16 protein-coding genes are annotated in these 23819 nt (G+C 38.9%); 8 read left to right on the top strand and 8 right to left on the bottom strand.

Going from position 1 to position 23819, the window contains the following annotated elements; all coding sequences use genetic code 11:
• Positions 1–45 precede the first annotated feature (45 nt).
• From AY601_RS01740 to AY601_RS01725, 4 genes are read left to right on the top strand one after another with little or no spacing between them, the layout of a single operon-like run.
• A complete protein-coding gene (locus tag AY601_RS01740; RefSeq protein WP_084359019.1) occupies positions 46–2442 on the top strand; it encodes a TonB-dependent receptor in 2397 nt (798 codons plus the stop codon).
• A gap of 20 nt (positions 2443–2462) precedes the next feature.
• Positions 2463–3701, top strand: coding sequence for a DUF4374 domain-containing protein (locus AY601_RS01735; RefSeq protein ID WP_068395571.1), 1239 nt, complete (start codon positions 2463–2465; stop codon positions 3699–3701).
• Positions 3702–3738: 37 nt separating this feature from the next.
• Positions 3739–5025 carry a PepSY-associated TM helix domain-containing protein gene (locus tag AY601_RS01730; protein WP_068407028.1) on the top strand — a complete coding sequence of 429 codons (1287 nt, stop codon included), beginning with the start codon at positions 3739–3741 and terminating at the stop codon, positions 5023–5025.
• 22 nt (positions 5026–5047) lie between these two features.
• Positions 5048–5758, top strand: a complete 711-nt coding sequence (locus tag AY601_RS01725; protein ID WP_068395569.1) for a DUF4198 domain-containing protein — start codon at positions 5048–5050, stop codon at positions 5756–5758.
• A gap of 46 nt (positions 5759–5804) precedes the next feature.
• Here AY601_RS01725 and AY601_RS01720 read toward each other — a convergent pair whose 3' ends face one another.
• The 6 genes from AY601_RS01720 to AY601_RS01695 form a co-directional block, all read right to left on the bottom strand.
• Positions 5805–6719 carry an Rpn family recombination-promoting nuclease/putative transposase gene (locus tag AY601_RS01720; RefSeq protein ID WP_068395567.1) on the bottom strand — a complete coding sequence of 305 codons (915 nt, stop codon included), beginning with the start codon at positions 6717–6719 and terminating at the stop codon, positions 5805–5807.
• Between the two features lie 159 nt (positions 6720–6878).
• Complete coding sequence (locus tag AY601_RS01715; protein ID WP_068395565.1) at positions 6879–10052, bottom strand: efflux RND transporter permease subunit; 3174 nt, start codon at positions 10050–10052, stop codon at positions 6879–6881.
• A gap of 22 nt (positions 10053–10074) precedes the next feature.
• A complete protein-coding gene (locus tag AY601_RS01710; RefSeq protein WP_068395563.1) occupies positions 10075–11232 on the bottom strand; it encodes an efflux RND transporter periplasmic adaptor subunit in 1158 nt (385 codons plus the stop codon).
• Between the two features lie 5 nt (positions 11233–11237).
• Positions 11238–12590, bottom strand: coding sequence for a TolC family protein (locus tag AY601_RS01705; protein ID WP_084359471.1), 1353 nt, complete (start codon positions 12588–12590; stop codon positions 11238–11240).
• Positions 12591–12627: 37 nt separating this feature from the next.
• Positions 12628–13212, bottom strand: coding sequence for a TetR/AcrR family transcriptional regulator (locus AY601_RS01700; RefSeq protein WP_068395559.1), 585 nt, complete (start codon positions 13210–13212; stop codon positions 12628–12630).
• 145 nt (positions 13213–13357) lie between these two features.
• Positions 13358–16639 carry a TonB-dependent receptor gene (locus AY601_RS01695; protein WP_068395557.1) on the bottom strand — a complete coding sequence of 1094 codons (3282 nt, stop codon included), beginning with the start codon at positions 16637–16639 and terminating at the stop codon, positions 13358–13360.
• Positions 16640–17143: 504 nt separating this feature from the next.
• Between AY601_RS01695 and lpdA the strand changes: the two genes are divergently transcribed.
• Positions 17144–18532 (top strand): dihydrolipoyl dehydrogenase, encoded by a 1389-nt coding sequence (gene lpdA, locus AY601_RS01690; RefSeq protein WP_068395555.1) that lies wholly within the window; start codon positions 17144–17146, stop codon positions 18530–18532.
• Between the two features lie 81 nt (positions 18533–18613).
• Positions 18614–19453: an MBL fold metallo-hydrolase gene (locus AY601_RS01685; RefSeq protein WP_068407025.1), complete on the top strand. Its 840-nt coding sequence runs from the start codon at positions 18614–18616 to the stop codon at positions 19451–19453.
• A 40-nt stretch (positions 19454–19493) separates the two neighbouring features.
• On the opposite strand, the gene AY601_RS01680 is transcribed toward AY601_RS01685, so the two are convergent.
• The gene (locus AY601_RS01680; protein WP_068407022.1) at positions 19494–19709 is read right to left on the bottom strand and encodes a helix-turn-helix domain-containing protein; all 216 of its coding nucleotides are present in this window, start codon (positions 19707–19709) and stop codon (positions 19494–19496) included.
• 461 nt (positions 19710–20170) lie between these two features.
• Between AY601_RS01680 and AY601_RS01675 the strand changes: the two genes are divergently transcribed.
• Together AY601_RS01675 and AY601_RS01670 are read left to right on the top strand one after the other, a co-directional pair.
• Positions 20171–21031 (top strand): sigma-70 family RNA polymerase sigma factor, encoded by an 861-nt coding sequence (locus tag AY601_RS01675; RefSeq protein WP_062547391.1) that lies wholly within the window; start codon positions 20171–20173, stop codon positions 21029–21031.
• A gap of 110 nt (positions 21032–21141) precedes the next feature.
• The gene (locus tag AY601_RS01670; RefSeq protein WP_068395554.1) at positions 21142–22590 is read left to right on the top strand and encodes a glyceraldehyde-3-phosphate dehydrogenase; all 1449 of its coding nucleotides are present in this window, start codon (positions 21142–21144) and stop codon (positions 22588–22590) included.
• An 85-nt stretch (positions 22591–22675) separates the two neighbouring features.
• On the opposite strand, the gene AY601_RS01665 is transcribed toward AY601_RS01670, so the two are convergent.
• Positions 22676–23659, bottom strand: a complete 984-nt coding sequence (locus tag AY601_RS01665) for a potassium channel beta subunit family protein (RefSeq protein WP_068395552.1) — start codon at positions 23657–23659, stop codon at positions 22676–22678.
• Positions 23660–23819: the final 160 nt, after the last annotated feature.

Raw genomic sequence — 23819 nt, 5'->3', positions numbered from 1 at the left:
CCTATTGTTAATAACAAGTCTAAATAAACACAAAAGAAATAACACATGCAAATTTTTACCAAACAACCTTTTGCTTTTTTTATTTTACTCTTACTCACATTCAGCTGCTTTAATGCCATCGCACAACAAAAGCATAGCTTTGAAGGAACAGTAAAAGACACTAACGGTCAGCCACTTGAAGGTGCGGGAGTAACAGCAATCGAAATTAATAAATCAGCAGTAACCAACTCTCTTGGAGAATTCAACTTCAAAGACCTGTCACCAGGCACCTATAAAATACGGATCAGACATATTGGTTATACAGAACAAACCATTAAAATCAATCTTCCGTTAGCTAATGCCAAAAAATCACAATTTACCCTGCAAGCAGATGAGAACAATCTTTCAGAAGTTTCAGTTATCGGCCGGACAGCAAATCAGGAAGCAAACAGGCAAGCCTTTAACGTAACCTCTATAGATGCTAAAAAACTACACAATTCTACACTTGATATTTCCCATGCTTTAGACAGGGTTTCAGGCGTAAGAGTACGTGAAGCCGGCGGTGTTGGTTCCAGGATGGAATTTTCGCTAAATGGTTTTTCCGGCAGACAGGTTAAGTTTTTTCTCGATGGTGTACCTATGGATAACTTCGGTTCATCATTCCAGATCAATAATATCCCAATCAATCTTGCCCAGCGTGTAGAAGTATATAAAGGTGTAGTTCCGGTTTGGTTAGGTTCAGATGCATTAGGCGGAGCAATTAACATTGTTACAGCGAATGATATGAAAAGCTATGCAGATGTATCTTATTCGTATGGCTCATTCAATACCCATAAAACCTCTATCAATACTGGATATACTACTGCTTCCGGATTTAAATTTCAACTGAACGCCTTCCAGAATTACTCAGACAATAATTATACAGTAACCACAGACGTTGCTGCTTTTTCAGGAAAGTATTTCAGGAATCAAAAAGTAAAAAGATTCCATGATACTTATCATAACGAAACCATTATCGCCAGCGCTGGCGTAGTTAATAAATCTTATGCAGATCAACTATTATTTGGAGTTACTGTAGGCCAGAACTATGCAGAGATTCAAACAGGTGCCCGTATGGTCAGTGTTTTTGGTGATTGGCACAGAAAAGGCAATATCGTAATGCCCAATGTGTTGTATACCAAGAAAAACTTATTTGTCGATGGACTTGACCTGAGAATTAATGGAAACTTCAATCTTGGACAAGAACAAAACATCGATACAGTATACCGTCGTTACAACTGGTTCCAGGAATACAAACAATATGAAGGTCTGGGAAGTGAACGTGAGCGCTCCCTGTACAAATTCAAAAACAACAACGGTATGGGTGCTGTAAACCTTACTTACACCCTGAGTGACCAGCATTCATTTGCCTTAAACAATGTCTTTAACTCTTTTAACAGAAAAGGTTCTGACGAACTTTTTCCAGAAAGTGACAAATACGAACAGCCGCGTAAAAACACAAAAAATGTCTTAGGCTTTGGTTATAAATACAGTGCTTCAGAAAAATGGAACACTTCTGTGTTTACCAAGTATTTTTCTCAGCAGAATAAATATTCAGTGAGTTATAACCCAAGCGGCAACTGGGGTGATGTAGCTTATCAGGATCAAAAAAACAGTTTCAATAAGCTTGGTTATGGTATTGCATCCACTTATTTCCTGAAACCAACACTTCAACTTAAAGCTTCTTATGAGAAAAGTTACAGACTACCAGAAAACGATGAACTCTTTGGTGATTTGCTGAATCTTGATGGGAACATTGAACTGAAACCAGAATACAGCCATAATTATAATCTGGGATTAGGTTATCAGGCACAGCTCAATCAAATACACAAATTTAGTTTTGACGGAAGTGTATTGTACAGAAATGCGAAGGACTTTATTCGTCCCATGTTAAATCAAAACCAAACCAAGCAAGTGATGAGTAACGTAGCTGACGTAACTAATCTTGGTGTAGAGGGAGAAATCAGATATTCATTTAAAAATCTGTTTACTACAGGTGTTAACATGACTTATCAGAATTTGCGCAACAATACAAAGTATGAGCAGGGACAAACTATGGAAAGTCCTTTATACAGAGACAGAATCCCGAACATGCCTTACTTATTTGGTAATGCTGATGCTTCACTCTTCTTTAATCATGTAGGTAAAAAAGATAATACCCTGACCTTAGGTTATAATGTTTTATACGTTCACGCCTATTATTTGTCATGGCCAAGCCAAGGTACATCAGATACAAAATATGATATTCCAAGACAGTGGATGCAAGATGTAAACGTTGTATACACCCTTGGAAATGGTAAATACAACATTGCATTGGAATGTAAAAACCTAACTGACAACAGAGTATACGACAACTTCTCCCTTCAAAAACCAGGAAGAGCATTTTATGCCAAAGTGAGATATTTTATCAGCAATAACAGATAATCCCCATAAAAAAATTGAAAATGAAACACAAAAATATACTTCAACTACTTGCCCTGGGTATGGTCAGCCTTTTAACAGCCTGCGATCCGCCACTGGATTTTTCGGAAGTAAAAGATGCAGACACAGAATTAACGGGTGCCACAAAATATATCATCGCTGCGACACCAATCGGTACTACAGGTATTGCTGATTACTTGTTAACAGCAAATAACCTCGATGAAGGTATGATTACCACCAAAGGTAACGGAATAGAACAAGACGGATCTTACAGATATTACATCTCCCATAAAAACAGATTCTTCAGCTTATTATATGGACAGGGAAATCCTGGCGCAGTAACCAGTTACCGTTTGGATGGCAGTGGTAAATTAACTAAGCTTACTAATTTTCAAAGTGAGACCGTACATGTTTCTGCAGCAGTCAAAGACGATGTATTCCTGGTTAAAGTACCCAGGTCAGGAAATGAATTTGCCAGTATGTTCCGTATTGACGCGCGCCAGTATCAGATTGTTGGCGAACAACAAGTCAACATCGTTAAGCTTGCCGGAAACGGAGAACGCGCACACTTTAACGGAGCAACACAAGTGGGTGATAAAGTATTTTTACCATACATGAGCATTAAAGGAGCTGCCCCTGATGCTTTTGGAACTGCGTATCCTGATAGTACCTGGGTAGCAGTTTATTCTTATCCGGAACTTAAACTTGAAAAGATCATCAGAGACAACCGCACCAGTTTTATTGGTGCTTACTTCAATAATGGCCTGGTTGAAATCGAAAATGGAGATGCTTATGCTTTTTCAGGAGCTTCAGCTACGAATAATAGTCAACCAATATCCAAGAACCCATCAGCTGTTGTGCGTATCAATAAAGGAACAACAGAATTTGACAAAACTTACTTTTTCAACGTGCAGCAACAATCCGGAGGCTATCATATTTCTTCTCAGACTTATGTTGGCAAAGGTATATTCATTTTACATATGTACACCAATCCTAATACGACAATCGGACCTGTTGGAAAATTTGCTATAGCAGATGTAGTTAACAAAACCTTTAAGTGGGTAACAGGGATCCCTGCCGACATCACCAGAACGACTACGACCAATTACTCTCCAAAAGATGGGTTAAAAGGATATATAGGGATTACTACTGCCAGTGAAGGCAGTTATGTCTATGTATTTGACGCCAACTTAGCTGTTGCCAGACGTGGACTAAAAGTAGAAGGCGGAACAATCACAGCTATATCAGCATTAAGCTATTAAATTGGGATTTAATAATTATAACAAAACAAATCAGGCTATGGTTAACGGAACTAAGCAAAACCCGCAAAAAAAGAAGAAAACGGATTCACTCTTTACAAGGATCAATAAGTGGCTGCACCTTTGGCTGGGCCTGGTTTCCGGAGTTATCGTTTTAATTGTCTGTATTACGGCCTGTATCTGGGTATTCAATGAAGAGATTACAGCTTTATTAGAACCAGAGACTAAAGTAGAAAAACAAGATAAAGCCGTGCTTACCCCCGCTCAACTCACGACCGTTGCAAAGGACCTGTATCCGAATCTGGCTGCTTCTTATGCCACGTATCAGCAAGGACGCGTAATCACGCTTGCACTAAAAGATCCAAAATCTAAAGAACGCAGAAGTGGTGGAGTGACCTTAAAGATTAATCCCTACACAGGAAAAGTAGTCAGCGCGGTAGAACGTAAAAAAGGAGAAACTGACTTCTTCAGGTTTATACTCAACGGACACCGTTTTTTATGGATGCCCTACAAAATCGGAAGACCAATCGTAAACTATGGTACAATGGTATTTGTGGTGTTACTGATTACCGGAATGATCTGGTGGTATCCTAAAAAGTGGAATAAATCTACACGCGACAAAAGTTTTAAGATTAAATGGGGAGCCTCCTTTAAAAGGTTGAATCTTGATATCCATAATGTACTTGGATTTTACTCCCTGCTCTTTTTGCTCGCTATTGCGCTAACAGGTATGGTCTATGGTATCCAATGGTACAGCGAAGGTTTATACTGGGTCACTACAGGAGAAAAACTAACCGAATTCAAACGGTTGGAATCTGATTCCTTACAGGCAAACAAATTTTACACCCCAGAAAAAGCGATGGATTTAGCATGGCAGAAAGTCGCAGCTAAACACCCGAAATCAATTGGATTCTATTATAGTTTCCCTGATACCTCTGAAGCAAAATCTGCAATAAATATTACAGTATACCCTAGCGCAGGTCAGTTTTACAACAACGTAGGCTATACTTTTGACCAGCATACCTTAAAAGAACTGAAATCGGATGACATCTATTCCTCTTCTTATGCAGATGCAGGAGCAGGCGGTAAAATCCGTAAAATGAATTATGACATTCATGTAGGCAGTATACTTGGCTTTCCTGGTAAAGTCCTGGCATTCCTGGCTTCGCTGATTGGTGCCTCCCTGCCAATAACAGGCTTTCTGATCTGGTACGGTCGTAAATTCAAGAAAAAAGGCACTAAAAACACGAAACTTGCGCAATCAGCTTCAATTAAAGAAGCTAAACCCCTTAAAATATCAAAACCTGAATTACAGGAAACAATTTAAAACCCTATTAATTATATAAAAGATGAAGAAACTAACCTTTTTAACCCTGAGCATTTTATTCTGCTTAATTACCAGCAAAATTTCTGCACACGCACTATGGATAGAAACCGTTAACACCGGAAAAATCGGTCAGTCGCAAACTGTAAAAGTCTATTACGGTGAATATGTGTCTAACGAAAGAGAAAATGTATCCAAATGGTACTCTGACGTTAAAGACTTTACCTTATGGCTTGTAGGCCCTGACCAGCAAAGAACTCAGCTGAAGCTTACAGCAGACAGCAATTCATTTACAAGTAGCTTTACACCTGATAAAAATGGCGCATACAATTTAGAAGTCAGCCATGAAGCCAAAGAACTTGGTGGTACAACTAAATATCATTTTCTGGCCAGTACCAATGTTAATGTTGGAAAAGCCAGCACAATTGCGGCAAATACCAACGTATTGAATTTAAAACTGGATAACAGTGCGCCAGTAAAAGTGAATCAAACTATTAAATTAACAGCATCTTTAAACAAAGAGGCTGCAAAAGCTAAAACAGTTACTATATTCTCTCCTTCAGGATGGTCTAAAGAAACTAAAACAGATGAAAATGGTAATGTTCAGTTTACACCGATCTGGCCAGGAAGATATGTTATTGAAGTAGCTGAATTTCAAAAAGTAAAAGGTGAACATCAGGGCAAAGCTTATGAAGCTATCTGGCAAGGTGCTACTTACAGTTTTGAAGTGAAATAAAAAAAGATATCTACAGGAGGCTGTATCGTAATACAGCCTCCTGTGTTTAAAGGCTTTCTATTTCTTCAATCGGGAGTGCCGTAAATCCAGCAATTTTATCATTATCAAACTTCTCTTCCTTCATTTTTCTTGCGATAGCCAGCGCAGTTTCATGTTTTCCTTGCACTAAACCCTTTTCTATCCCTTCTTCCCTTCCCTCATCTTTCCCTTCTTCTTTTCCTTCTCTCCTTCCTCTCCGTTCCGCAGATTTAAGCCTGCTGTAATCATCTTCTTCCCGCTGTAAAATCGAGTCGTATACAAATTGTTGTTCTGGTGATAATTTCTTCATTTCGGCGATATTAAATATTTTTTCAAAAACGCGTTTATCCAGGTATTTAGGAATCTGATCCAGGCTGTGCATGTGTTTAAGCATATACACCCATTTGTCCAGTTCATTTTCCAGTTCATCTTCTTTCTTCCCAAATTTAGGCAGTTCCAAAAATTTAAATCCCAGTCCATTGTGGAATATTTCACCTGTACCGGTATTGACCAGTGAAATGCTTTGCAGATAATGGTCACTCAGGCAATTTTTCATGTTAAAATCCAGGATCGCAATCAGGAAAACCTCTTTCATCTTAACTTCCCAGTGCCGGTTACCCATTAGCTTTTGCTGATGGATCAGCCGGCTCAGGTAAAAAATGCAGCGGTCCTCAAAATTATCATGATCTGCACGCTGCATTTCTACAATAAATTGCTCCCCGTTGTCCCCGGTGCACAGCAAATCGAAACTGACCTTTTTATGCTCCTTGTCATCCCTGGCAAGTTCGGTTGGGTTGTAAACAAGATCGGTAATGCGTTTTTCTCCCTCAAACAATGCATTTAAAAAGGCAATCATGATCTCTTTGTTAGGTTCACCGCCAAAAAGATGTTTGAATCCAAAATCTGATAATGGATCAATGTATTTATTTGTACTAGCTGACATAATTCTTTATGATTTAGGTCAAGCTACTCCCGTTTTATATTTAAAAGGTAATAAATATCTCTATTGTGAATAAATAACTCCATACAGAAACTACATTCCACAAAAAAAGGCCTTCTCACAATTATGCATGAGAAGGCCTTTTCATAAAATTATTAAAACTTAATCTGCATGCAGTACATCAGCATGTTCTTCTGGCTTATAATTAGCTTCTAACTCAGCCAATTTCTTTTTACCATAAGCCAGTTTAGTGATCAGTACAAACAGTACCGGAACAATAAACAAAGCAAGAATAGTTGCCGAAAGCATACCCGCAGCTACCGTCCAGCCAATAGTCATACGAGATACCGCACCAGCACCAGAAGAGATGATCAAAGGAATAACCCCCAGAATAAATGCCAGTGAAGTCATGATAATCGGACGTAACCTTAATTTAACCGCTTCAATAGTCGCAGCAATTAACTCCATTCCCCAATCCACACGCTCCTTAGCAAACTCTACAATCAGAATCGCATTCTTCGCAGATAGACCAATCAATGTAATCAGACCAACCTGCGCATAAATATTATTATCCAGTTTTGGTAAGAATATCAAAGCAAGGATCGCCCCGAATAAACCAAGTGGGACCGCTAATAAAATAGAGAAAGGTACTGACCAGCTCTCATATAAAGCAGCCAATAATAAGAATACAAACACCACGATCAAACCGAAAATAAGTGTCGTACTGTTACCCGCCTCAGTTTCTTCCAAACTTAAACCCGAGAAATTATAAGTATAACCCTGTGGTAAAGTCTGTGCAGCAACCTCTCTTAATGCCTGTAACGCATCACCAGAACTTTTTCCAGGTTTTGCAGCTCCACCAATCTCGATCGACCTGAACATATTATAGTGATTAATAATCGACGCATTTTCAGTCATATTATAAGAAACAAACGCACTTAGCGGTACAGGCGTTCCAACACTATTATTTACATAAATCTGGTTTAAGTTTTCAATGCTGCTCCTGAAATTTGTATCAGCCTGAGAAACTACCCGGAAACTACGTCCGTATTTAGTAAAGTCATTGATATAACTACTACCCAGATAAGCAGAAATCGTACTGTATACCGCTCCGATAGAAACCCCCATCCTTTTCACCTTGTCACGATCAACATGCAGCTGATAATTCGGCGTTCTTGCATTAAACAGCGTATAAGCCATCCCAATCTCAGGACGCTGATTCGCAGCGGCAAGGAATTTGCCAACAACACCTTCAAACTTCTTGATATCACCAGCTTGTTTTTCCTGAATCTGCAGGGAGAAACCACCACTGATACCTAAACCAGGAATTGGCGGCGGCGTAACTGCAAGCACACTTCCGTCCTTATCACCAGCAAATGTTTTAGAAACCTCAGCTAAAACTGTAGCCACGTCCTTTTTACGATCATCCCAGTTCTTCAACTGTACAAAAAACGTACCCGCATTAGACTTGAATGATCTGTTCAGAATGTTAATACCACTTACAGAAGTGATATTTTTAACTTCAGGAATGTTTGTTTGTATAGAATCAGTAATCCTTTTGATAAACGCATTGGTACGAACTGCTGATGCACCCTCTGGTAAAGTTACCCCCATAATAAAGATACCAGCATCCTCATTCGGAATAAACCCTGAAGGTTTTTTGATGAATAAACCAACCGTACCCACATAAATACAAGCCAGGATAATCATCACTAAAGGTGCTTTTTTCAAAGCCCATTTAACACCATTCGAATACTTTTCAGTTACCCTTGCAAACCATCCATTAAATTTAAAGAAGAACCTATTCAATCCTTTTGAATCTTTGGTCAGGTTCATAGGCGTTAACAATAACGAACACAAAGCCGGAGTCAATGATAAAGCGATGAACGCTGAGATCAATACCGATACAGCAATCGTTATCGCAAACTGCTGGTACAACTGACCAACCATACCCGGAATAAACCCTACCGGGATAAATACTGCCGCAAGAATTAATGCAATCGCAATTACCGGAGCTGTAATATCCTTCATCGCTTTACGGGTAGCATCAGGAGCAGAAAGTCCCTCATGGTCCATATAATGCTGGACCGCTTCCACTACCACAATCGCATCATCCACCACAATACCAATCGCGAGGACGAATCCAAACATCGTTAATACGTTGATCGAGAATCCAAGTAAAGTAAAGAAGATGAAAGTACCAATAATAGAAACCGGGATTGCCAATACAGGAATCAAGGTTGCTCTCCAGCTCTGTAAAAAGAAGAATACAACAATTGTCACCAGGATAAGCGCTTCGACCAAAGTATGGATTACCTCACTGATCGAGACTTTAATAATAGAAACCGTTTCATAACTGATCTTGAAATCCAAATCCTTAGGGAAAGATTTCTTCAACTCAGCCATCGTCTGATCAATACCTTCAGCAGTCTGAACCGCATTTCCACCAGGAGTCTGGTTAACAGCCATTAAAGAAGCTACTTTACCATTTACCTTTGCAGTTGTAGAATAAGCAAACTCACCTAACTCTACACGCGCTACATCTTTAAGATAAACAGGAGAACCATCCTGGCCAGTTTTTACAACTATGTTTTTAAACTGCTCTTCAGAGTTTAAATCACCATCCATGACCACCGAGAATTCAAAAGTCTGTGAATTCTGCTGAGGCGGCCCACCAACACTACCACCCGGAGCACGTGTATTTTGTTCTGCAATCGCAGCAGAAACCTGCGCTGGCGTTAAACCTAATCTCGCTAATTTACCTGCATCCAACCAAACCCGCATACTAAACGGCTGACTGAACACCTGCACATCACCTACACCTTTGATACGCAATAACGCATCCTTTACATATAAATTGACATAATTTGAAATGAATTTCTGGTCGTAAGTTCCATTTGGAGAATACAGACCAATAACCATCAAAATATCATTATTTGCTTTTTTAGTCGTAATCCCCAAACGTTGAACAGCTTCAGGTAAACCTGGTTGTGCAATACCCACCCTGTTCTGCACATCAAGTGCTGCAATATCAATATTTGTACCTACATCAAAAGTTACAGTAATGGCCGAACGACCATCTGATGTACTATTGGAAGAAAGATACTTCATACCCGGCGTACCGTTAATCTGACTCTCAATTTGTGTAGTTACCGTTTGTTCTACCGTTTGCGCATCAGCTCCTGTATACGTACCAGTAACGGTAACCGTAGGCGGAGCAATGCTCGGATATTGACTGATCGGCAATGTGGTGATCACGATCGCCCCTATCAGTACAATTAATATGGAAATGACGATCGCCGTGACCGGTCGTTTTATAAATACATCTGATATCATATTCTTGAAATTCTTATAATAACTATTTCTTTGGTGCAGCCGCTGCCGGTTGCTGTCCATTTGCTTCTGCTGCCGATCCCGCGTGTACTACTGCACCTGGTCTTACGTTCTGAACACCATCTACTACAATAACTTCACCCTTTTTCAGACCACTTTTCACTACAATATTCTGATCTACCTGTGTACCAACCTTAATTACTCTTGGTACTGCTTTGCTGCTGTCACCAACCACATAAACGTTGAATTCACCCAATTGCTCTGTAACCGCTTTATAAGGAATTACCAATTGGTTACCAGCCGCTTTATTCAGCACCTGTAAGTTCACGTTCATCCCGGAAATAAGCCTTCCACCCTCATTAGGATAGCTGATTCTCACTTTGATAGTACCTGTCTGAGGATCAACCGCACGGTCAATCGCAATAATTCTGCCCTGACGCTTGTAAATGCTGTTATCCTGAAGCTGAATGCTGAAAAGAGAATCTTTAACCGCAGCTGTGTTTTTCTCCAACTGGATAAAACGAGGGATTTCACCCTGATTTACAGGAATATCAACCGCGATCGGATCATTTGTAGAAACCGTATTTAAAAGTGTAGTACCCGGAGAAGCCAAAGCGCCCAGTTTCACCTGTGAAATACCGATTGTTCCATTTAAAGGAGAAACAATAATTGAACGTTGTAAATCATTCGCAGCCGAAGCAAGATTTGCTTTGGCTGCAGCAATTTGTGATTCAGCATTTGCCAAGTCAGTTAATGCGTAATCTACACGTTGTTTAGCGATCGCTTCCTGTTGTGCTAATTTAGTATAACGGTCCGCATCTTTCTTCGCTTTATCACGGTTTGCTTTCGCAACCGCTACATTAGCCTGAGCTGAATTATAAGCCGCCTGATATTTAGTACGGTCAATTTCATATAATTTTTGTCCTTTAGTTACACGCTGACCATCTTTTACATAGATTGCTGTGATATAACCACCAACCTGCGCACGAAGTTCAACCTCGTTCAGGGCTATAACTACACCAGGATAAGTATCCACAGTAGTTACAGGTTGTTCATCCACCGTATAAGTGGTTACCGGAGTAGCCGGAGGAGGTCCTTGCTGCGGTGCAGGTTGACCACCGCAAGATGCTAATGTTACTGAACCAAGGATTAAGATGCCTAATTTTATGTATTTAATGTCCATGTCTTTTATTGGTTTACGGTGATTGTCCCTAATGCTTGTTTTACGTCTAGTTTTGACGAAAGGAGGTTATATAATGAATTCAGATAATTAATTTGTGCAGTACGGAGATCAGTTTCCGAAGTTGTCAGATCCAGATAGGTTTTAATCCCCTCATCATACTGAAGCTTGATCGTGCTGTAAACCTGTTTTGAAATTTCAACATTCGCTTTATTCGTGTTTAAATCATTCAGATTCGCTTTATAAGTAGCAATAGCCTGCTCATACTGCGTATTGATCTTGTTTTTTGTATTCACTAAATCAAGATCAATCTTGCGCTCCTGTAACTGCGATTTTCTAATTTCCTGTGTCCGTTTTCCTCCAAGGAAGATCGGCACCGATAATTTCAATCCAACAACCGAACTTGGGAAATTCTGATCGTACAAATTGCTTAGGGAGTTATTCTGATAATTAAACCCATAATTGATAAAACCAGAAAGTGTAGGAGAATAAGCCCATTTATTATAACTGGTCGTAATCTTTTGCAAACTTCTCTGTGTTTCCAGCAAACGATATTCTACACGGTTTTGATAATTTAACAATTGAGTCGTGTCTATCATGACATCATTCTCCATATCTCTTGAAGTAAAAGATAACCCGAATGGCTTTTCTGCGCTATAACCAATTAACTCTCTTAAGTACGCATACTTATACTTCAACAGCTCATCCGTTCTTTTTCTGTCAGCCTGAGAATTGCTCAGACTAATCTGTGCTCTTTGAAAATCAGTTTTATCAACCAGACCAGCATCATACTGCGCCTTAGCATCTTTCAACTGTTTTTCTTGTCTGGCGATATTTTCCGCGATGATGTTTAATTGCTCTTTGCTGGTCAGCACATCATAAAATGCTTTACTTACATCAACAATAGTACTGATTTTTGTATTTTCTGTACTTTGTTTATACTGTTGTCTGTAAAACTTAGCAGATTTAGAAGCCTGGATCAATCCCGCATTTAAAAACTGCTGATCAGCCTGTAATACAAAAGATGAAGTATTCTTACCACCAAAAGTTAGTAAAGAAGACTGTCCGTTTGTAGTCAGGATCTGAGACTGCTGCTTAAAATTATGGTTTACTGTTCCAGTACCATTAATTTGAGGTAACCAACCAGATAACGCTGATTTGATATCCCGTTCACCTATCTCTTCGTCAATCAGCGCTTGTTGTACCCCAGGCTTATTGCTCAAAGCGTAATCAATACATTCCTGCAAGGTTGCATTGCTCAGCGTCGGCTGCTCTCTAACTGTCGTCTGAGCGAATACCACTCCTGGCAGCAGAGCTGATATGCAGACGAGCATCATTAAAATTAATTTGTGAGGTTTCATATATATATTAAGGGTGTTTGTTTTACTATCGTTCATGTTATTGCCTTTTAACTCCATCCCATATGATGCTGATTACTTCGAGAATATCTTCCTTAGAAAACACAATTTGCTCAGATAATTGGAAAGTCGCAGCGGCAACAAGCGTCCCTTTAATCGTCGGGGCAAGCAGCCTTGAGTCAATATTTCTGAAGTGCGCATTTTCTATGCCATATTGGAATAATGTAATAACCTTGTCTGCAAATAGTTGACTATCACATTCAGGGAAATTCTTGGCGAAAGGAGAACTCATATACTGCTCGAGAAAAAAAAGAGAGTCCTCATTTTCCACATAGAAATTGAACTGATTGATCATCAAATTGAAAAACCGGTCTTTATAAGGCTTTTCAGCGTCATCACCCGCAGATATTGCCAATGCCAGTTTATCCTTCACATGAACATAAAGCTCTAAAATGAGGGTTTCTTTGGAATCGAAATAGTGGTATATAGTACCTGCTGCAACGCCAGCATGTTTGGCAATTAAACTCATGGGGGCACCATGGAACCCATGCTCTTTAATCAAAGCGAGTGTGCTGTTTAGGACAGCAACACGTTTTCCGGAAGTATCATCTAATTGAACGTTCATTCGGTTGCAAATAAACACAAATTAAATATACCAATTAATTGTTTAACCTAATATGACAAAAAAGTGATCCAGCTCAATCAATGCAGCAAACAAAAAAGCCCCGTCCTGAATAATCAGAACGGGGCTTAATCAAAAATTTAAAAACTTAGTTGAAGCTATATCTTGCGCCAACCTGAATCTGATATCTTGAAGCGATATCTGTATTCACTCTGAAAGTAGAGTTTGATAAATCCTGGCTAACAGTATAAGTAGGAGTCAGGTTGGTAGGGCTTACTACCCCTTTATATTGCATAAAGTTGGTTAAAGAAGGAATTTGTGTTGAACCCCAGTTTTTGTTTAACAAATTACCGAAGTTGATAATATCAACAGAGATTTCGAACCTGCTATTAGATTTTGAACCCATTACAGTTTTGATCTGTTGTAAGATTCTGATATCAAAACGGTTTGCCCAAGGATATTCAGCACCATTTCTCTCCGCAACCTGACCTCTGTGTTTGCTTAGATATTTATCCTGATTGATATAAGCATCTAATCTTGCCCATTGTTGATCAGCTGTTTCTGCAGTAGATCTGCCGGCAACAGCAGGAATATCTATTAAGCGGATATCATTACGATCTCTGGGAATGTACATTAAATCGTTAAAAGTAGAGTTGTCATTGTTTATGTTTCCTGCAGCAACATAAGAGAACCTTGTGTTACCAAACGAATCACCATAAGGAGAACCTTCATATACTACCCCAATAGAAGTAGGCAATTGAGGGATAATCGAGAAGTTGAAATTAACAGCTGCAATGATCCTGTTTTTAACTAAGAAACTGCTATAAGCCAATACTGGTTTATTTGGGTCACCAGCAACCTGGTTACCATTAAATGCAGACGCAGCCTGTGAACCTGGAGTTGAAGTAATATCACGTGCATCACTTCTGGTATAAGCTACCATAATATCAGCGAACGATCCGAATCTTTTCTGGATCTGACCAGTTAAACTCCATGCATAACCTTTGTTTGTGTTATCAAACACAATAGCATTCGTTAAGAAAGGGTTAATTCTGTTTAAGTTACCACCTGGGAAGTAAGGACGGGTATCGCCAGAACCTGTTAAGCTGGATGTTGAGTTAACTAAATTCGCATCTCTGTGGAATACTTCGTTTAAGGATTTAGTATATAATCCATCCACAGTAGCTACTAAACCACCTGGTAATTTATAATCAACTGCTAAACTTGATCTCCAGATTTGTGGGACTTTAAAGTTATTAGAAGCCTGGTTAATCGCAAACGTTGCAGGATTTCCTGGATTAGCAGGGATATAAGCTGCCGGATCAGGACTAAACGGACGGTTTTTCGGATTATTTAAAAAGTCGTTACCAGTTCCTAAACCTGTATTTCCAGCCTGGTTAGTTAACCAAACCGCAGGAACAGCACCAGTAAAGATACCAGAACCACCACGTACCTGAACAGTACCATCACCTTTAACATCCCAGTTGAAACCAACACGAGGAGAGAATAAAAGCTGTGTTTTAGGTAATTTTCCAACATCTAATTTCTCACCATCACGGAAAGTAGCCGCAGTTACCAATGGATTAGATTGAATTGTTGAAGTATAAATTGGCATATCTAATCTTAAACCATAAGTCAGTTTAAAGTTAGGTTTGATATACCACTCATCCTGTGCATAAACCGCAACTGGCATCTGGCTGAAAGTAGCCGCTGCAGGTATTGGATTATTTTTATCAGTCGAATAAGTTAACTGGTATAAAAGAGGGTTAACAGCTGTATTACCATTTGCAGCAGATACAAAATCAGATACGCTTTTGTATCTGAACTGTCCATATAAGAACTGAGCAAATGCATTTTGAAATTTCTGGTATCCTACAGAACCACCAACAGTGATCGTATGGTTACCTGCAAAAATGTTAAAGTTTTCATTTAAAGTATAGATATCCTGATTTAAGGTATTCAGGCCACTAAAAGGCTCTGTACCTAATGAAATATAGTTTGCACCATTTCCATCTTCAATATCTACTACCGGGAATGGGTTTCCTTTTGCTTTACGGTAATCACGGAAGCCAGTATAAACCAATTGCAGGTTGTTTGCAAATTTATCACTGAAACGTGTATTTAACTCCGCAGTTACAGAATTGATATTGTTATACTGCGTATATCTCATGTTATCATAAATCATTGAGGTCAATGATGGCCCGCGTCCCTGGTTAGAGTTTGAAGTACTTACACCGGCATCCTTGAAAGATTTAAGATAGTTATAACGTACAGTTAATCTGTTTGCATCGTTGATATTCCAGTCTAAACGTGCAGTAACGTTATCTGCATTTTGCTGATTGCTATAGCCTGAATATACACCCGGATCATATCCAAATCTATTCAATACTGTATTTTTAACCAGGTCTAAATCTCTGGTCAATACTCTTGACATATTTTTAGGATCTGTTACTTTATTCGCTACTGCATTTGGATTGGCTAATAAGTTTGTACCTGGAGAAACACGTCTTGAAATCTCACCATTTACAAAGAAGAACAATTTGTTCTGAACAATTGCTCCACCTAATCTGAAACCAAATTGCTTATTTAAAAATGCCTGAGTTGATTTATCAAGTTTTGTATCACCAACATCATAACCTTGTAAGTTCTGATCTTTGTAATAAGTATAGACAGAACCTGAGAATTTATTTGTACCTGCTTTAGTAATCGCATTTACACCAGCACCAGTAAAACCACTTTGTTTTACATCATAAGGTGCAAGGTTGACTTGTAATTCTTCCAATGCATCCAAAGAGAAAGGCTGAGCTCCCGTTGCACCACCAGGTAATGATGATAAACCGAAAACGTTGTTCATTTGCGCACCATCTAAAGTTAGTGAGTTAAACAAACTGTTTCTACCCGCAAAAGAGAAACCATCACCTTTAGTGTTAGCCTGAGGAGTTAATTTAGTTAAATCAGTAATACTTCTGGAAATTGCCGGAAGCTGTTCAATTTGCTTCTGTGATACGTTAGTCGCAGCACCAGTTCTTGAACTGTTAATGATCTTGCTTTTGTTTGCTGTAATCACAACGTCGCTTAATTGTTGCGCTCCGTCTGATAAAACAACGTTCAATGGATAAGAACCACCTAATTTAAGATTAAGGTTGTCATATTTAGCAGCCTGGAATCCAATAAAAGTAATGGTTACTGAGTAAGGACCGCCAACACGCATGTTAGCGATTGTAAAACGACCATCGCCGTTTGTAGTTGTCGTATAAACTGACCCCGTTGGTACGTGGATAGCTTTAACGCTCGCACCAGGTAACGGTCCTTTAGCATCTTTCACGACACCCGTCATCGCTGAGGTAGTTACCTGGGCATTTGCAGAAAAGATAGTTCCCACAACTGCTAACATGATTACTACAATTTTAAATAGTAGAGCTTTCTTCATACTTTATTTTTTAATGAATTGTTTTGTTTAAACGCAAAGCGTTTTAGGTACATAATAGTTTACAGCCACAAAAGTATAGATAAAATACAGAACGTTTTAGCTTTCAATGTTAATTAATCATTAATTATATATGTTTTTTATCCACAATTAACATTTATCATACATGCTTAACCTACAGTTTATCAGTTCATTATTTGGAATATGCTAAAATGGCGCTATTTACTGAAAAGCGGAGCTGGGTTTCTCTTCCTGCAAATTCAGCCTCTATTCAGACCGAAATACCCAAATTGTTTATAGTTTCTTTTCAAGTGAAACAAGCCAAATGCCTTCCGGTAGCCTTACTGCCCGGCTTGTAATTGGTAATGTGGCAGCTAAAAATAAGCGTAAACAAATGAGCAGGTGAATTTTAAATAGTTTCTTAGTGTCACAAAAACCAAATACGCTGTTTAACGAACAATTTTTTTTAATTTTGGGTCTTTACTATTAAAGTCCCCTATTAAAGATATGAACTACGATGTAATTATAATAGGTAGCGGTCCCGGCGGATACGTTGCTGCAATCAGAGCGTCACAATTAGGTTTAAAAACTGCAATTGTAGAACGTGAATCCTTAGGTGGAATCTGCCTTAACTGGGGCTGTATCCCAACCAAAGCTTTATTAAAAAGTGCGCAGGTATTTGAATATATCAATCATGCAGCAGAATACGGTATCAAAACTGCCGAAGCTGAAGCTGATTTCGCAGCTGTGATCAAACGCAGCCGTGGTGTAGCGGAAGGAATGAGCAAAGGCGTTCAGTTTTTAATGAAAAAAAATAAAATTGACGTAGTAATGGGTACCGGTAAAGTTAAACCGGGCAATAAGGTAGAAGTTAAAGGTGCAGACGGTTCTACTTCAGAGTTAACTGCAAAAAATATTATCCTTGCCACAGGCGGACGTTCAAAAGAATTGCCAAGTGTAAAACAAGACGGTAAAAAAATCATCGGCTACAGACAAGCAATGGTTTTACCTGAAATGCCTAAATCAATGGTGATCGTTGGTTCTGGAGCTATCGGAGTAGAATTTGCTTACTTCTATGCAACAATGGGAACGAAAGTAACTGTAGTTGAATTCATGGAGAACATTGTTCCTGTAGAAGATGAAGACGTTTCTAAACAATTGCTGCGCAGCTTCAAAAAAGTTGGTATCGAAGTCATGACCTCATCAAGCGTTGAATCAGTTGATACCACTGGCGCAGGCTGTAAAGTTCAGGTAAAAACTGCTGCTGGTATGCAAACGATCGAATGTGATATCGTTCTTTCTGCTGCTGGTGTTGTTGCGAACCTTGAAAACATAGGTCTGGAAGAAACAGGGATCAAAACTGAGAAAGGTAAAGTAGTGGTAGACGAATTCTATAATACTTCTGTAAAAGGATATTATGCAATTGGTGATATCGTTGGCGGACAAGCCTTAGCGCATGTAGCTTCTGCAGAAGGGATTATTTGTGTAGAGAAAATCGCTGGACAGTCTCCTGAGCCATTAGACTATAACAATATCCCGGGCTGTACTTACTGCTCACCTGAAATTGCTTCTGTAGGATATACAGAAAAAGCAGCAAAAGCAGCTGGTTATGAACTGAAAATTGGTAAATTCCCGTTCTCAGCTTCAGGTAAAGCTAGTGCAGCTGGTGCAAAAGATGGTTTCATCAAAATGATTTATGACGCTAAATACGGTGAACTTTTAGGTGCTCACATGATCGGTGCCAACGTAACTGAATTAATTGCAGAAATCGTTGTTGCCCGTAAATTAGAAACTACTGGCCACGAAATGTTAAAAGCTGTCCACCCTCACCCAACAATGAGTGAAGCGATCATGGAAGCTACTGCTGACGCTTACGGAGAAGTAATTCACTTGTAAAAAACAGCTTAAATGATACATGGAAACCCGCTGATAACTCAGCGGGTTTCTTATTTTTACAGCATACCAAATTTTATTCAGATGAACTTACATACTATAGATACCGGATTATTTAAACTGGATGGTGGTGCGATGTTTGGAGTGGTTCCAAAATCTATCTGGCAAAAAAATAATCCCGCAGATGCAAATAATATGTGTACCTGGGCAATGCGCTGTTTATTAGTAGAAGACGGCAACCGCCTGATTTTGATTGACACAGGCATCGGGAATAAACAGGATGAAAAATTTCTAAGCCATTATTACCTGCATGGCGAAGATACAATGGAAAAGTCACTGGCAGCAAAAGGGTTCAGTACAGCTGATATTACAGATGTATTTCTGACCCATTTACACTTTGACCATTGCGGAGGAGCGATTGTCCGCGAAGGCGAAAAACTGGTCACTGCATTTAAACAAGCTACTTACTGGAGTAACGAAAAACACTGGGACTGGGCAGTTCATCCCAATGACAGAGAAAAAGCTTCATTTCTGAAAGATAATATCCTGCCATTACAAGAAAGCGGGCAGCTCAAATTTATCGATGACCAGGAAGGAATTGAATTTCAATCCGGCTTTAAAGTACGTTTTGCATTTGGCCATACTGATGCGATGATGTTGCCTGAACTGACTTACAAAGACCATACTATTATTTATACAGCAGATTTACTACCTTCTACCGGTCATATTCCCCTACCCTATGTCATGTCTTATGACATGTTTCCTTTACAAACCCTAAAAGAGAAAAAAGCATTTTTAGAAGAAGCTGCTGCTAAAAACTACATTCTTTATTTAGAGCATGATTCAGTGAATGAATGCTGTACCGTACAGCAAACAGAAAAAGGGATCAGATTAAAAGATACTTTGAAACTGGCAGATTTATAGCCTGGATTTAAATCAAAGCACAAACTCATCATCAAGCTCATCATTCAACAGGCATTGGATTATACTCCAGGATATCTCCCGGCTGACAATCCAGTGCCTTACAAATAGCCTCCAATGTTTCCAGCCGGACCGCTTTTGCCTTTCCCGTTTTCAGGATAGAAAGATTAGATAAAGTAATACCAACCTTCAGGCTCAATTCAGTAAGAGACACTTTGCGTTTCGCGAGCATTACATCTAAATTAATGACTATAGGCATATGTGATTTGTTATTGAAATTATAATTATAAAAATCGGTAAAATTGCCGGCTTTTGCAGACATCTTTTCTCAAAAGATAGGATTTTAAGAAAAAATTATAAAAAATCAATATGACAATAGCAAACAATACTGGCAGACATCTGTTAAATGAGAAACATTTTTTTAATTAAATTATCATATTAAATCAATAAAACGCCATGATTATTATAAAAATAATAGAACTTTCTAAAAGATGAATTATTAAATAACAAGCATTTATCATTGATATGCAATAAATAATGTACATATATCAATATAAGACAGGCAGACTGTCAAATGTACTTTGGAATAATTATTGCTATTAAATTATCATACAAATAACCAGTGTAAAGTGTAACATTTTCAGGAATTTATGTTTTTAAATTGCCTTTTAATCCTTACTTTTGCACGTTCTAACACATAAAGAGCACCAAAGCACATAAATGAGACAACTCAAAATCACCCAATCCATAACCAATCGCGAGAGTCAATCTCTAGACAAATATCTTCATGAGATTGGTAAAGTAGATTTAATCACCGCAGAAGAAGAAGTAATACTGGCAAGAAAGATACGTGAAGGTGATCAGGCCGCATTGGAGCGTCTGACAAAAACAAACTTACGTTTTGTTGTTTCCGTAGCTAAGCAGTATCAAAATCAGGGATTAACTTTAGGTGATTTAATTAATGAGGGTAACCTTGGACTAATCAAAGCAGCTAAACGTTTTGATGAAACTAAAGGTTTCAAATTCATCTCTTATGCAGTATGGTGGATTCGTCAGTCAATTTTACAAGCTATTGCTGAGCAAAGCCGTATCGTACGTCTTCCATTAAACCAGGTGGGTTCATTGAGTAAGATCAGTAAAGCATTCTCTAAACTGGAGCAGGAATTTGAACGCGAACCTTCTCCGGAAGAATTAGCTGATATCCTGGAAACAACTGTTGATAAAATTTCTGACACTTTAAGTAACTCAGGAAGACACGTATCAATGGATGCTCCTTTTGTTCAGGGTGAAGAAAACACTTTATTAGATGTTTTAGAAAACCATGAACCCAATACAGACAGTAGCTTAATTAACGAATCACTTTCTGAAGAGATCAAACGTTCATTGTCTACATTAACAGAACGTGAACGCGAAATCATTGTTCTTTTCTTCGGATTGAGTACTAACCACCCACTTTCTCTGGAAGAAATCGGTGAGAAATTCAACTTAACCCGTGAGCGTGTCCGCCAGATCAAAGATAAGGCGCTGCAACGTTTACGTCACACTTCAAGAAGTAAAATATTAAAATCATACTTGGGTTAATAGCCGTAGCGTAATTTAAATAACTTCTTAAATCAAATATCGGATAGAAAAAGATTGGGTTTCCCCCAATCTTTTTTACTTTTGTGGCATTCTAACCAAATAATCGCGATATGTTTAATAAATACCAATCCGAATTTCAGAACTGGATTGAAAAAGAGAAAAAAGCAGTTGAATTACTCAATGTTGTTGGCCAGTTATGGTTTGACAGATCTATTGAACTTGTACTTTTTCGTAAACCATTATTCGACGTAGGCAGCAGCGAAATCCTTGCTCACCACCAGTACGCTAAAGAAATTTCAGGAAAAGACATCAACATTTATGAGACACTGGAGCTCGCAAATGAAATTGCCAAATGTAACCTTGCCCCTTCCCGTGTTGACATTGGAAGACTGGCAGCAGAATGGCTGGATGAAAACAATGATTTTGCAACGATGCACGATTTTGTCATCAGCAAACTCAGCCGTCACATTGGCAAAGACAAAATCAGTCTTTTACCAAAAGATGTTGTCCTGTTTGGTTTCGGAAGAATTGGCAGACTGGCAGCAAGAGAATTGATCCTGCAGGCCGGTAAAGGTGAACAGCTCAGACTACGTGCAATCGTAACCAGGACTTATAGTGATGAGGAATTAATTAAACGCGCAGAATTACTACGTACAGACTCTGTCCACGGAACTTTTAACGGTATTATTATTGAAGATTTCATTAATAAAGCGCTTATCATCAATGGACAAACTATCTATTTTATTGTAGCTAATCATCCTGAAGATGTAGATTATACAACTTACGGCATTCAAGATGCCTTATTAATTGATAATACAGGCGTATTCCGTGACCGTGAAGGACTTAGCCGTCATCTTGCAGCTAATGGTATCGCTAAAGTATTATTGACCGCACCAGCCAAAGGAGATATTCCAAATATAGTCGCAGGGATTAACGATGCGGATTTCGATTTCACGAAAGAAACGATCGTATCCAATGCTTCCTGTACCACCAATGCGATTGTTCCGGTATTGAAAGTTATTGATGATGCTTTTGGCATTGAAAAAGGACATATAGAAACTATTCACTCTTATACAAACGATCAGAATCTATTAGATAACTACCATAAAAAATATCGTCGCGGCAGATCTGCGGCCTTAAATATGGTAATTACTGAAACTGGTGCGGATAAAGCAGTCGCAAAAGTAATTCCTCATCTGGGTGGAAAATTAACAGGAAATGCAGTGCGTGTCCCTACTCCTAACGTTTCACTGGCCATTCTTAACTTGTCATTGAATAAAGTGACTTCAAGAGATGAAGTTATAGAGATCATCAAACAAGCATCTCTTTTCGGAAACTTGTCTGAACAAATAGAATTCTCCATCTCTAATGAACTGGTAAGTTCTGATTTAATCGGTAACAGCCATGCTTCAATTATTGACGGCCCGGCTACCATCATGGCAAAAGACAATAAGTCTGTTGTGATTTACACCTGGTATGACAACGAATACGGCTATACTAGACAAGTGATCCGCCTGGCTAAAAAACTAGCTGGCGTAGTGCGTTTAACTTATTACTAGACACATTTTAAAATAAGCAAAAGGGGCTGGAAATTAATTTCCAGCCCCTTTTGCTTATTTCAAAACTACTGCTTAAAAATATTACTTAAAACTGTGGCAATATAGGTTTAGTTTCCATAACTCCCTCAATCTCTTCCATCACTTCATCCGTTAATAAAGGCAATACGTTTAAAGTAGTCAGGTTTTCTTTTAACTGCTCTGTTTTTGATGCCCCTAAAATAACTGTACTTACATTCGGATTTTTCAGGCACCAGGCTAACGATAACTTAGCCAGAGGCACATTCAGCTCATCAGCAAGCGTTTGTAATTTTTTAACTTTAGCCAGCTTTTCTTCGGCCAATGCCGATTCCTTTAACCACTCCATCCCTTTCATGTCCAACCGTGTGTCTTTTGCATCTCCAGCAGTATATTTACCGGAAAGCAATCCAGAAGCTAAAGGTGACCAGATTGTAGTACCCAGTCCATACTCTTTAAACAACAATAAATATTCGTTTTCCAATTTATTCCGTTCCAGCAAATTGTACTGAGGCTGTTCCATTGTCGGTCCGACCAGATGATACTGGCGTGCCACGCGGATAGCTTCCAGAATCTCTGCAGCACTCCATTCTGAAGTTCCCCAATATAAGATTTTCCCTTGCTGTAATAAAGTATTCATTGCCCACACCGTCTCTTCAATAGGCGTGTTCTTATCAGGGCGGTGACAAAAATATAAATCCAGGTAATCTACCTGTAACCTCTTTAACGCAGCATGACAAGCTTCGATCACATGTTTCCTCGATAAGCCGGTCCTGTTCGGGCCTTTATTTTCAGTTCCAAAGAAAACTTTGCTGGAAACTACGTATGATTCACGCTCCCATTGATGTGCTTTAATGATTTTGCCCATCACTTCTTCTGACTTTCCTTCTGCATAACCTTCTGCATTATCAAAAAAGTTTACACCAGCATCATAAGCAATTCCCATCAGTTCATCCGCAACTTTATCACTGATCTGATTACCAAATGTCAGCCAGCTTCCCAAAGAAAGTGCACTTAATTGTAATCCCGATTTTCCTAAACGTCTGTATTCCATTTTTATATGAATTTTAATTCTCAGCTATTTTCAAATCAGCACTTCCGTCAGTATCACCTGGGTTACAGGACTACTGATTCCTATGCCGATCAATAAGCTAAATGTGTAAAATAAGAACAGGAGCCCTTTAGTTAAGTTTTTACGATAGCCCATTGAAGTG

The sequence above is a fragment of the Pedobacter cryoconitis genome, assembly GCF_001590605.1.
Lineage (GTDB): Bacteria > Bacteroidota > Bacteroidia > Sphingobacteriales > Sphingobacteriaceae > Pedobacter > Pedobacter cryoconitis_A.
Note: the sequence above shows the minus strand (reverse complement) of the source record. Positions and strands in the feature narration are given on the sequence as shown.